Source organism: Streptomyces sp. NPDC037410 (assembly GCF_055602235.1).
This window is the reverse complement of record NZ_JBVJWR010000002.1, coordinates 199,290-211,673: the sequence shown is the minus strand read 5'-3', so window position 1 is coordinate 211,673 and position 12,384 is coordinate 199,290. Positions and strand designations below refer to the sequence as shown.

Here is a 12,384-nt window from a genome sequence, read left to right as displayed (position 1 = left end):
ATGACGACGAACAACGACGTGACGATACAGACGGCGGAGAACTCCCTTCCCAGCCCGTGGCGTTCGCCGCGCTTCCGGCTGTTCTTCGGCGCCCGCAGCACCTCGCTCCTCGCCGACGGCATGCTGATGGTCTCGCTGACGACCGCCGTGCTCGGCGCGGGGTACGGGGCGGCGGGCGTGGGGTACGCGCTGGCCGCGTGGATGGCGCCGATCGTTCTGCTGGTGCTGTTCGGCGGGGTGTTCGCCGACCGGTTCACCCCGCAGGTGATGATGGTCGGCGCCGACGTGGTGCGGATGGTGGCCATGCTGGCGCTCGCGCTGCTCCTCGCCGCCGGCGACATGCGGCTGTGGCACATGATGGCGCTGCTCGCGCTCAGCGGCGCCGCGACCGCCATGTTCCAGCCGGGTCTCGCGGGCCTGGTGCCCCGGGTCGCCGAGGACATCCAGCGGGCCAACGCCCTGCTGCGGATCTCCGAGTCGATCTGCACCCTGCTCGGTCCGGGTCTCTCCGGTCTGCTCGTGGCGTACTGGGACGTCGCCGGGTCCTTCGTCGTCATCGCGGCCTTCTACGCGTGCAGCGCGCTCGGTCTGGCGCCGCTGCGGAAGCTCGGCACGGCCCGGGACGAGAGCGACGAGCCGATCCTGCGGCGGCTCGCCACCGGTTGGCACGAGTTCCGGTCCCGGTCCTGGCTGTGGGGCGTGATCGCCGTGTGGTCCGTCTACGGCCTGTTCGTCTTCGGCCCGGCCCTGCCGCTCGGCGCGGCGCTGCTCACCGAACAGCACGGCGCGAGCGGTTACGGCTGGATCGCCTCCGCCGACGGCGCCGGCACGATCGTCGGCGGACTGCTCGGCATGCGGGTCCGGCCACGCCGCCCGCTCGTCGCGGGCGCGTGCGCCATGTTCTTCTTCTCCCTGAACCCGCTGGCGCCCGCCCTCGGGTGGAACTTCACCCTCACGGCGCTCACCGGTGCCGTGGCCGGCTGCGGGTTCGCCTTCTGGGGCGTCATGTGGGCGACGAGCGTGCAGTCGCACATCCCCCTCGCCGTCCTGAGCCGCGTCTCGGCGTACGACGTCGCCGGCTCGATCATGGCCATCCCCCTGGGCCGCGCCCTGTCCGGCCCGGCCGCCGAGAGCGTGGGCGCCGACCGCGTCCTGCTCTTCTCGTCCGTGACGGGTCTGCTCCTGATCGCCGTCATGCTCTCCGTACCGGCCGTCCGCGCCCTCCGCCGGCCACCGGAACCGGCCACCGGGACGGAGACTCCCGCCGACGGCGGCTGAGCATCCGACGGCCCCCGCATCTCATGCCCCGGTGAGCGCCATCGCGAGCGCCACCAGGGCGAGCAGCGCGAGGTACGCGCACGCGTGGACGCGGTCCGGGATCCGGGGCGGGCGGCGGCGGAGGACGGCGATGACCGGCAGGGCTCCGAGGAGCAGTGCCCCCGCCGCGTACGGGTCGACGAGACCGACCAGGCCGGTGCCGTGCGCCGTGGCGGCCGGCGGCGGGGAGGCCGCGAGGGAGACCGCGACGGCCGGGAGCGCCACGGCGAGGGTGAGCGGGTTGGCCAGCGCGGTCGCGACCCGCATGGGGTGACCTGCCCGGCGCATCGCGGGGACGGTCATCACGCTGCCGCCGACGCCGAGGAAGGCGGCGACCGCGCCGATCGGGGCGCCCGCCGTGGCCGGAAGGGGCCGCGGGGACCCCGTCTCCGGCCGGGTCCCGGCACGGAGGAAGCCGGGCCGGAGCAGCAGGTCGAGGGCGGTCAGGGCGGTGTACGCGACGAAGGCCCAGCGGGCGAGCGCCGGTGGGGCGAAGCGGGTCGCGTACGCCCCGGCGCAGGCGCCCGCCGCGAGCAGGGGCAGCAGGGCGCCGCTGCCGCGCAGGGCGAGGAGCACGGACCGGGGGGTGACGGCCGTGGCGAAGGCGGCACTCACGAGCATCACCAGGGCCGAGGTGGCGGTGGCCACCGGGAGGGCCGCCGTGCCGAGGGCGACGTCCGCCCACACCACGACCGGGACCGCCACGAACCCGCCGCCGAACCCGAACAACACCGTCGTCGCTCCGGTGAGGAGCCCGATCGCCATCAGCATCACCACGTCCATGGGTCAAGATCACCAGTCGGCCGGTGGTTCCCGCATGCGATGGTCGGCAGGATTCCTTCGCGTCTCGGCCAGTGCGGTGACCCGGTTACGGTGGCCCGGTGAAGAACATCCCGCTGGACGACGTCGACCACCTCGACCGGGCGGTCCTGCCGATCGGCACGGACTACCCGGCCGGGCAGGTCCTGGACTGGCACGAGCACCGGCGGGCGCAGTTCCTCTACGGGGCGACCGGTGTCATGGTCGTCGACACCGCCGACGGCACGTGGACGGTCCCGCCCGAGCGGGCGGTCCTGATCCCGGCCGCCACCCCGCACCGGGTCCGGATGCTGGGCGTGAGCACCCGCAGCCTCTACGTGGAGCCGGGTGCCGTTCCGTGGTGGCCGGCCCGCTGCACGGTCGTGGACGTGCCGCCGCTGCTGCGCGAACTGCTGCTCGCGGCGGTCGAGTTCGCGCCCGACTACAGCCTGTCGGGGCGGGAGGGCACCATCGCGGCGCTGCTGCTGCACGAGATCGCCGAGCGCTCGCCGCTCCCCTTCCACGTCGGGATCCCCGCGTCCGGCGACCTCGCGTCGCTGTGCCGGGAGTACCTGGCCGCCCCGGACGCGGCCGTCACCAACACCGACTGGGCGGCCGCGTCCGCGCTGAGCGAGCGGGCGTTCACCCGACGGTTCCGCGCGGAGACGGGCGAGAGCCCGGCCGTCTGGCGGTCCCGCGCCCGGCTCCTCGCGTCGGTGCCCCTGCTGCGTACCGCGACGGTCAGCGAGGTCTCGGGCCGCCTCGGGTACGGCTCCCCGGCCGCGTTCACGGCCGCGTTCACGCGGGCGTTCGGCATACCGCCGTCCCGCTTCTCGGCGCGCCGGGGCCGGGGCTGACGTCACCCGTTCAACGGGTCACCGTCCACTTCTGGTTGGCGCCGCCGGAGCAGCTCCAGATCTGCAGCCGGGTGCCGTTGGCGGAGCTGTTGCCGGTGGCGTCCAGGCACTTGCCGGACTGCGGATTGACCACGTCCCGGGCGGAGTTGGCGGTCCAGCGCTGGGCGCCCGTGCCGTTGCACTCCCACAGCTGGACGGGGGTGCCGTCGGCCGTGCCGGCGGAGGTGACGTCGAGGCACTTGCCGAGCGCGCGGACGGTGCCGTCGGCCGCGAGGGTCCACTGCTGGGCCGCGGTCCCGTTGCAGTCGTAGAGCTGGACGGGCGTGCCGTTCGCGGTGTTCGCGCCGGCCACGTCGACGCACTTGCCGCCGATGCCCGTGATCGGTCCGGAGGCCGTGGGCGCGTCGGCGGTGGTGACGCGGACGTGGTCGACGACGAGCTGCTTCGGGAAGGTGGTGGAGCCGTCGGGGTCGCCGGGCCAGTAGCCGCCGACGGCGAGGTTGAGGATGAGGAAGAAGGGCTTGTCGAAGACCCAGGTCCGGCCGCCGAGGTCGGCGGGCGTGCGGGTCTGGTAGACCGTCCCGTCCACGGACCAGCTGATCGCGCCCGGCGACCAGTCGACGGCGAAGGTGTGGAAGGCGTCGGCGAAGGCCTGTCCGCCGGGCAGGGTGTAGCCGGCGCCGATGCCTCCGGAGCCGGAGTAGCCGGGGCCGTGCAGGGTGCCGTGCACGGTGGACGGTTCGAAGCCGACGTTCTCCATGACGTCGATCTCGCCCGAGTTCGGCCAGCCGACCTGGCCGATGTCGTTGCCGAGCATCCAGAACGCGGGCCACATGCCCTGGCCGCGCGGCACCTGCATGCGGGCTTCGACGTGCCCGTACTTCGTGGTGAACCGCCCGGCGGTGTTGAGCCGGGCGGAGGTGTACTCGCAGCGCCCGTACCAGCACTGGTAGTTGCCCGGGTTCTCCTTGCGGGCGGTGATCACCAGGTGGCCCTGTCCGTCGAGCGCCGCGTTGCCGCTGCCGGCCGTGTAGTACTGCCGCTCGTGGTTGTTGACGTTGTCGCCGGTCTCGGTCTGCCACCGCGAGCCGTCGACGGCTGATCCCGCGGGTCCGTCGAAGTCGTCGGAGAAGGTGAGGGCGGCCGTCCCGGCGACGGACTGGAGCGGTTCCTGTGGATCGGCGGCCGGGCCGAGCGCGGCGACGGCCAGGGCGAGCGCGAGGGCGGCCACCGCGGAGGTCAGGGGGCGCAGGCATGGGCGGGAGGAGGTCATGGGGCTCTCTTCCGTCGGCTGTGGGGGGGAGCGGCGGGACGGGTCCACTTCGCCGCCCCCATGATTTAAGGAGTGAAGGAAGGGGCCGTCAAGACATCTGACGCCCCTTCCGACTCCCCACGGCTCAGCGGGAGTTGCCCGCGTGGGTCAGGGTCTCCCAGGCGACGAAGAGGTTGTTCGTGCCCGCGGGCCGGCCTGCCTCGGTGTACTTCTGGGTGTTCGTCATCGCGTACCCCAGGCGGCCGTTCAGCGCGTTGAAGCCGATCTCGGTGACGGGTCCGAGGTGGTCCTTGAGGGTGCCGCCGCAGAGCCAGGCCGGGACGGGCTCGCCGAGCTCGTACTTCGCCTGGAGCCCGAGGGCGTGGCGCAGCCGGTCGGCGACCTCGGGGTAGAGGTCCTGGCCCTGGATGCGGCTGGTCTCGGCGATGTGCGAGATCGCGGAGAGGCCGTACCCGGTGTGGGTGAGGTCGCGGCAGGTCTCCTGGGTGAGCCCGTCGACGAAGGTGGTCTGCCCCTGCCAGTACCGGACGATCTCGTCACGGGTGTCGAGCCCGCTGCCCGGCGCGGCCTTCGGCAGGGCGCCGTCGCTCGTGAGGTAGATGTACGCGGGGACGCGGCCGCGGAACGTGGTGACGGCCTTGTCGTAGGCGGCGCGGTCCTCCAGGAAGACGGCGATGCCGATCGCGGCCTCGGTCATGCTGAGCTCCCAGTTGCCGTTGGACTGGGAGCCGTTGGCCACCTCGGGGAGGTAGACGGTGCGGAGCATGGTCTTGAAGCGGTCGACGCGGGCCTGCGGCCAGCCGGTGTACGTGTAGCGGATGATCTCGGCGGCCCGCGGCCAGGAGGAGCCGGCCCAGCCGGTCTGGAGCGGTGCGTTGGAGTTGGTGTGGTCGGTGATGACGCCGGACCAGGCGTCCATGATCTCGATCGCCTTGTCGGCGTAGCGGCTGTCGCGCGTGACGTACCAGGCCAGGGAGAGCGTGTACGCGGCGAGGGCGTCCTCGCGTTCGTCGGTGCAGCCGTAGTTCGGGTTCGAGTACGAGCCGCACTCGACGACCGGGCGGGGCTTCGGGACCCGGGCGAGGGAGGCGTACTTGCTCGCCAGCATCTGGTCGAAGGCGCCCTTCCAGGGCTGCGCCCCGGCGGTGACCTTCTCCCGGGTGAAGTCGAGCTGCCCCCGGGAGACGAGGACGCCGGGGTGGACGAACGCGGTCGGGGCGGCCTCGGCGCGGCCGCCTCCGGGGGCGGCGACGAGCGTGGCAAGGAGGCCGGCGAGGAGCACGGGGGCGGTGAACCATCTGGTCATGGAGTTACCCCATCTTCACGTATGTGAACGGACGACAGTTGTCGACGCTGGAACCTAAAGGTCTGAACCAGTGCCGTCAAGAAGGCCGTTCACATCGGAGCCGCTCCGCGGGCCGCTCACCCCCGCCGCACACGAGGGCGCGGCGTTCAAGTGCGTGAACCGGCGGGAGGGGGTCACGACAGCCCGTGTCGCCGGGGCGGGCCCGCCTTCCGTACGATTCCCCCCGTTGCCACTCATACGTCTGAAGGAGATCCCATGGCCCAGGTCACGCTGAAGGGCAGCCCCGTACAGGTCAACGGCGCTCTGCCGGCCCCCGGTAGCCAGGCCCCCGACTTCACGCTCGTCGCCGAGGGACTGGCGGACAAGTCGCTCAAGGACTTCGCCGGTCAGCGCAAGGTCCTCAACATCTTCCCGAGCGTCGACACGCCGACGTGCGCCTCCTCGGTCCGCGCGTTCAACGAGAAGGCCGGACAGCTGGACAACACGGTCGTCCTCTGCATCTCCGCCGACCTGCCCTTCGCCCAGGCCCGCTTCTGCGGCGCCGAGGGCCTGGAGAACGTCAAGAACCTCTCGACCCTCCGCGGCCGCGAGTTCCACACCAACTACGGCGTGGAGATCGCGGACGGCCCGCTGGCCGGTCTGACCGCCCGCGCCGTCGTCGTCCTCGACGAGAACGACACGGTGCTGCACGCGCAGCTCGTGGGCGAGATCGCCGACGAGCCGAGCTACGACGAGGCGCTCGCCGCCCTGAAGTAGTCCTCACCGCGTCACGACGCACAGGAGCCCTCCACCGACCCCGGTGGAGGGCTCCTCGCATTGCCCTGCCTCAGGCGCAGGCCGGGCACAGCCCGCGGTAGGTGACGTCCGCCTTCGACACCGTGAAGCCGAACCGCTCCTCCGTCGGCAGCACGGCCAGCGGGTCCCCCGACGGACGGACGTCCCGGATGATCCCGCAGTTCGAGCAGACCAGGTGCTGGTGCCGGTGGCGCGCGTTCGGGTCGTAGCGCTTGGCCCGCCCGTCCAGGGAGAGCTCCACGACCTCACCGAGGGCGACCAGCTCACCGAGCGTGTTGTAGACGGTCGCCCGCGCGATCTCCGGCAGGCGCGCCACGGCGCGCGCGTGGACCTCGTCCGCCGTGAGGTGCACGTGCTCCCCGGCCAGGACCTCCGCGACGACGCGGCGCTGGGACGTCATCCGCCAGCCGCGCGCACGCAGTCGCTCCAGCAGGTCACTCATGTCTCACCTCGGCGGCCTAGGCAAATTTGGGGTTCATCTTGACTTGGACACTGTCCATCGTAGGATCTGTTTCGTAAATGGCCAAGGGACAGGAAGACTCCAGCACGGCGGGAGAAGCACACGTGACACCCGCGCCAGGCCCGTCCGCCGAAACGCACTTCCTGAGCACAGTGATCCGCCATGTCCGGAAGGATTCCGATGTCTGAGAACCACGACGCAACCGCCACCGACGCCACGACGGAGGGCGCGGGCGGCTGCCCCGTCGCGCACGGGCGTGCCTCCCACCCCACCCAGGGCGGCGGCAACAGCCAGTGGTGGCCGAACCGGCTGAACCTGAAGATCCTCGCCAAGAACCCCGCCGTGGCCAACCCGCTCGGTGAGGACTTCGACTACGCGGAGGCCTTCAAGGGCCTCGACCTGCCGGCCGTGAAGCAGGACATCGCCGAGGTCCTCACCACCTCGCAGGACTGGTGGCCCGCCGACTTCGGCCACTACGGCCCGTTCATGGTCCGCATGGCCTGGCACAGCGCCGGCACCTACCGCATCAGCGACGGCCGCGGCGGCGCCGGCGCCGGCCAGCAGCGCTTCGCGCCGCTGAACAGCTGGCCGGACAACGGCAACCTGGACAAGGCGCGCCGTCTGCTGTGGCCGGTGAAGAAGAAGTACGGCCAGAACCTCTCCTGGGCCGACCTCATGATCCTCGCGGGCAACGTCGCCCTGGAGTCGATGGGCTTCGAGACCTTCGGCTTCGCCGGCGGCCGCGCGGACGTGTGGGAGCCCGACGAGGACGTCTACTGGGGCCCCGAGACCACCTGGCTCGGCGACGAGCGCTACACCGGCGACCGCGAGCTGGAGAACCCGCTCGGCGCCGTGCAGATGGGCCTCATCTACGTCAACCCGGAGGGCCCCAACGCCAACCCGGACCCGATCGCCGCGGCCCGCGACATCCGTGAGACCTTCCGCCGCATGGCGATGAACGACGAGGAGACCGTCGCCCTCATCGCGGGTGGCCACACCTTCGGCAAGACCCACGGCGCCGGCCCCGCGGACCACGTGGGCGCCGACCCGGAGGCCGCCACCCTGGAGGACCAGGGCCTCGGCTGGAAGAGCACCTTCCGCAGCGGCAAGGGCCCGGACGCCATCACCTCCGGCCTGGAGGTCACCTGGACCACCACGCCCACCCAGTGGGGCAACGGGTTCTTCAAGAACCTCTTCGAGTACGAGTACGAGCTGACGAAGAGCCCCGCGGGCGCCCACCAGTGGGTCGCCAAGAACGCCGAGGCGATCATCCCGGACGCGTACGACCCGGAGAAGAAGCACCTCCCGACGATGCTCACCACCGACCTGTCGCTGCGCTTCGACCCGGTCTACGAGCAGATCTCGCGCCGCTTCTACGAGAACCCGGCGGAGTTCGCGGACGCCTTCGCCCGCGCCTGGTACAAGCTCACCCACCGTGACATGGGCCCGGTCGTGCGCTACCTCGGCTCCGAGGTCCCGTCCGAGGTGCTGCTGTGGCAGGACCCGCTGCCGGCCCGCTCGGGCGAGCTCGTCGACGCCGCCGACATCGCCTCCCTCAAGGAGAAGATCCTCGGCTCGGACCTCACGGTCACCCAGCTGGTCTCCGCCGCCTGGGCCGCCGCCTCCTCCTTCCGCGGCAGCGACAAGCGCGGTGGCGCCAACGGCGGCCGCATCCGCCTGGAGCCGCAGCGCAACTGGGAGGTCAACAACCCGGACGAGCTGGCGCAGGTGCTGCGCGTCCTGGAGGGCGTCCAGGAGTCCTTCAACTCCGCGCAGACCGGGGACAAGCAGGTCTCCCTCGCCGACCTCGTCGTCCTCGCGGGCGTCGCGGCGGTCGAGAAGGCGGCCGCCGACGCCGGCCACGCCGTCGAGGTGCCGTTCACCGCGGGCCGCGTGGACGCCGCCCAGGACCAGACGGACGTCGAGTCCTTCGCCGCCCTGGAGCCGGCCGCGGACGGCTTCCGCAACCACCTGGGCAAGGGCAGCCGCCTCCCGGCCGAGTACCTGCTCATCGACAAGGCGAACCTGCTCACCCTGAGCGCGCCCGAGCTCACGGTCCTCGTCGGCGGCCTGCGCGTCCTGGGCGTGACCCAGCCGCAGTCCTCGCTCGGTGTCCTCACCGAGACCCCGGGCAAGCTGACGAACGACTTCTTCGCCAACCTGCTCGACCTGGGCACGGAGTGGAAGTCCACCTCCGCCGACCAGACCACGTTCGAGGGCCGTGACACGGCCACCGGCGAGGTCAAGTGGACGGGCAGCCGCGCCGACCTGGTCTTCGGCTCCAACAGCGAGCTGCGCGCGCTGGCCGAGGTCTACGCGAGCGACGACGCGAAGGCGAAGTTCGTGCAGGACTTCGTGTCGGCGTGGGACAAGGTCATGAACCTGGACCGGTTCGACATCGCCTGATCCTCGCCGCCGTTCACCGGCGCGACTCCGGGGCCGGCCCGGGTGGCTTTCCGCCACCCGGGCCGGTCCCTTTCAACGTCCGTCCGGGATTCACATCTTGACGCCGTGTGAGACAACCGAAGGATGTCGAGCACCGTCCTCACGAAGCGAGAGGGGAACCGCGAGCGGGCCGGCCATCCGGCCTCCTCCCGGTGCTCCGACGATTCCGATCGTGAGGAAGAACGTTTTGATACGTGTCACACGCGGCCTGACCACCGCCGTGGCCCTACTCGCACTGACAGCGGCGTCGCCCTGGCCGGCGTCCGCGCAGCCTTCGTCCGGATCACCGCAGACCGGGCCGTGGGGGAACCGGCTCGGTGACCTCACCCTCCCTCCGGGCTGGCAGATCACCGGAGGCGGCGCGGACCGGCAGCTGGTCTGGACGTCCCCCGAGCGCCTCCCCGCGGGCGACGCCCGCGTCGAGTTCCACGTCGGCGACCGGCTCCTCGGCCGCCCGCTCCCCCGCCCGGACGGGCGCTCCTTCGCCCTCCCCCTCGGCGACCTCCGGCTCGAAGCGGGCACCCGGCTCCGGGCGACGGCCGGCGGCCGGCGGCTCGACGCGGCGGGACGCGCCGACATCGCGCGCGAGCGCCCCCTCGCCCCCGCAGCCGTCCCCGAGGCACCGCTTCCCGCGAACCCGGTCGACCCCGGCGTGCCGGGCCCCTACCGGACCGTCAGCGGCGAGTACGCCCTGAACTCCGTACGCATACCGGGGCTCCCGAAGCCCGTCGAGATGCGCGCCACGGTCGTCGGCCCGACCGGAGCACCGGGGAAGCGGCCGGTGGTCCTCTTCCTGCACGGCCGCCACGACACCTGCTACAAACCGGGCGCGGAGGACGCCCCGTTCACCTGGCCGTGCCCGGCCGGCACCCTGCCGGTACCGAGCGAACAGGGATACCTGCGCGCCCAGCGCCTCCTCGCCTCGCAGGGGTACGTCACGCTGTCGATCGCCGCGAACGGCATCAACGGCCAGGACTGGCAGGCCGAGGACGGCGGCGCCCAGGCCCGCTCCTCCCTGGTCCGGCTGCACCTCGCCCGCTGGGCGGACTGGACCGCGCACCGCGCCTCCGCCCCGGCAGCCGTACGGAAGACCGCGCCGGCCGACCTCGCGCGGGTCCTCCTCGTCGGACACTCCCGGGGAGGCGAGGGCGTCAACCGGGCCGCGCTCGACAGCCTGAACCCGCCGCCCGCCGCCCAGGACGGCTACCGGGGCCCCGTGCGGTGGAAGATCCGCGGCAACGTCCTGATCGGGCCCACGGTGTTCGGCCAGAACCCGGCCCCCGACGTGCCCTCCACGACCATCCTGCCGGGCTGCGACGGCGATGTGTCCGACCTCCAGGGCCAGATCTACGTCGACGGCACCCGCGGCGTCAGCCGGGGCGCCGCCCTGCACAGCGCGGTGTACGTGATCGGCGCCAACCACAACTTCTTCAACAGCGAGTGGACCCCCGGACAGGCGAAGGCCCCGGCCATGGACGACTTCTCGTCCGGCGACGGCATCGACCCGGTCTGCTCCCCGGGCACGGCGACCCGCCTGACGGCGACCCAGCAGCAGGCCGCCGGCGCCACGTACATCGCCGCCTCCGCCCGGCTGTTCGTCGGGGGCGACGACGCGGTCCGGCCGCTGCTCGACGGCACCGGCCGCCGCGCGCCCTCGGCCGGTCCCGCACGGGTCCTCACCCACGCCGTCGGCGCGCACCGCACGCCGGCCTTCCTGCCGGGCTCCTCGGTCACCGTCTCCGGCGGCGGCCGGCTGTGCGCCCAGGTCGACCGCGACGCCGCCCGCGCCTGCCTGTCCCCCGAGGAGGGCGCATCGCCGCACTTCGCGTACTGGGAGACCGCCCCGGAGCCGGGCCGCGACGCCGTGGCGATGAAGTGGACGGGTACGGGACGGCCGGTCGCGGTCCACTCGGCCCGGCCGGTGTCCCTCGCGGGCGCCACGTCCCTGGCACTGCGCGTGATCGTCCCGCCCAACAGCACCGGCACCGGCCTGGACGTCGCCGTGACCGACGCCTCGGGCCGCCGTGCGGCACTGGGCCGTGCCCGCGTCGACGGCCTGCCCGGCAGCCCGCGCACCGCCGCGTACTGGAGCCGGGAGATCCGCGTACCCCTGACCGCCGCCACCCGGGCGGGCCTGGACCTCAAGCGGATCGCCACGCTCGAACTGACCCCGCGCGGCGGCGCGGGCCACGCCTGGCTCATGGACGCCTGGGGCTGGCGCCCCGGCACCCCGGAGGCGCGCCCGGCGCCGCTCACGCGCGTCGACCTCGGCCGCCTGACGGTCGCGGAGGGGAACTCCGGGGTCCGGACCTACCGGGTGCCGGTCGCGGTCTCCGGCCAGGGCAGCGGCCAGGTCCGCCTGTTCGTTCCCGTGCCGGGCACCGAGGAGGTCACGTCCCGCATCGTGACGGTGCGTCCGGGACGCCACGACATCGACGTGCCGGTCGAGGTCCGGGGCAACAAGCGGTACGGCTCCGACGTGGCGCACGACGCGTTCGTGAAGGCGGTGCGCGGCACCGTGGTCGGTACGCACCGGGGCGGGGTGACCGCGCGGAACGACGACGCCATGCCCACGGTGCGCCTGACGCCCGTCGCGGACGAGGTGTCCGAGGGCTCGGCCCTGAAATGGCGGGTGACGCTCTCCGAGCCGGCCGACGTCGAGATCTCGGGCGGAGTCCTGCTGAAGCCGGTGACCGACGGTACGGAACTGTCCACGAAGGACGTCGACCGGGCCTGGCTGGAGGCACAGTTCGGCGAGGTGACGGACCCCGAGAGGCCGCTGTCCCGGACGTTCGAGGACGGCACGAGCCTATGGCTCTCGGTTCCGGCCGGCCAGACGAGCACGGAACTGACCGTCCCCACCGTCCGCGACGGCGTCGCGGAGCCGACGGAGTTCCTCCGGGGCGCGTTGTACACGTACGACGAGTCCTGGAAGGAGATCCCGGGCCCGGAGTTCACGGGGCGGGTGCGGGACGCGGCGTGAGCTGACCCGACGGAAGCGGGGGCGGCCGGTGTGACCCTTGGGGGCCACCGGCCGCCCCTTGCGCCACATCCTGGCGCCACATGGCGCCATGCGGCACCACATGGCGCCAACCGGCGCCATTCCGCATCATCAGCAGCGGGCACGTACACC

9 protein-coding genes are annotated in these 12,384 nt (G+C 72.7%); 5 read left to right on the top strand and 4 right to left on the bottom strand.

Features of this window, described 5'->3' with window-relative positions:
• Positions 1-1,278, top strand: coding sequence for an MFS transporter (locus ACZ7HT_RS03885; protein WP_471159402.1), 1,278 nt, complete (start codon positions 1-3; stop codon positions 1,276-1,278).
• 21 nt (positions 1,279-1,299) lie between these two features.
• Here the strand turns inward: ACZ7HT_RS03885 and ACZ7HT_RS03880 are convergent, their stop codons facing one another.
• Positions 1,300-2,100, bottom strand: coding sequence for a TSUP family transporter (locus tag ACZ7HT_RS03880; RefSeq protein ID WP_471159400.1), 801 nt, complete (start codon positions 2,098-2,100; stop codon positions 1,300-1,302).
• Positions 2,101-2,198: 98 nt separating this feature from the next.
• On the opposite strand from ACZ7HT_RS03880, the gene ACZ7HT_RS03875 reads away from it, so the two are divergent.
• Complete coding sequence (locus ACZ7HT_RS03875) at positions 2,199-2,972, top strand: AraC family transcriptional regulator (protein WP_471159398.1); 774 nt, start codon at positions 2,199-2,201, stop codon at positions 2,970-2,972.
• Positions 2,973-2,982: 10 nt separating this feature from the next.
• Here ACZ7HT_RS03875 and ACZ7HT_RS03870 read toward each other — a convergent pair whose 3' ends face one another.
• Together ACZ7HT_RS03870 and ACZ7HT_RS03865 are read right to left on the bottom strand one after the other, a co-directional pair.
• Positions 2,983-4,245 (bottom strand): ricin-type beta-trefoil lectin domain protein, encoded by a 1,263-nt coding sequence (locus tag ACZ7HT_RS03870; RefSeq protein ID WP_471159396.1) that lies wholly within the window; start codon positions 4,243-4,245, stop codon positions 2,983-2,985.
• A 124-nt stretch (positions 4,246-4,369) separates the two neighbouring features.
• Positions 4,370-5,551, bottom strand: a complete 1,182-nt coding sequence (locus ACZ7HT_RS03865; protein ID WP_471159394.1) for an alginate lyase family protein — start codon at positions 5,549-5,551, stop codon at positions 4,370-4,372.
• Positions 5,552-5,806: 255 nt separating this feature from the next.
• Here ACZ7HT_RS03865 and tpx point away from each other — a divergent pair, with 255 nt between their 5' ends.
• Positions 5,807-6,307 carry a thiol peroxidase gene (gene tpx, locus ACZ7HT_RS03860; RefSeq protein ID WP_471159392.1) on the top strand — a complete coding sequence of 167 codons (501 nt, stop codon included), beginning with the start codon at positions 5,807-5,809 and terminating at the stop codon, positions 6,305-6,307.
• 70 nt (positions 6,308-6,377) lie between these two features.
• Here the strand turns inward: tpx and ACZ7HT_RS03855 are convergent, their stop codons facing one another.
• A complete protein-coding gene (locus tag ACZ7HT_RS03855; RefSeq protein ID WP_471159390.1) occupies positions 6,378-6,788 on the bottom strand; it encodes a Fur family transcriptional regulator in 411 nt (136 codons plus the stop codon).
• Positions 6,789-6,986: 198 nt separating this feature from the next.
• On the opposite strand from ACZ7HT_RS03855, the gene katG reads away from it, so the two are divergent.
• The gene (katG, locus tag ACZ7HT_RS03850; protein WP_471159388.1) at positions 6,987-9,212 is read left to right on the top strand and encodes a catalase/peroxidase HPI; all 2,226 of its coding nucleotides are present in this window, start codon (positions 6,987-6,989) and stop codon (positions 9,210-9,212) included.
• Positions 9,213-9,438: 226 nt separating this feature from the next.
• Positions 9,439-12,234, top strand: coding sequence for a hypothetical protein (locus tag ACZ7HT_RS03845; protein ID WP_471159386.1), 2,796 nt, complete (start codon positions 9,439-9,441; stop codon positions 12,232-12,234).
• Positions 12,235-12,384: the final 150 nt, after the last annotated feature.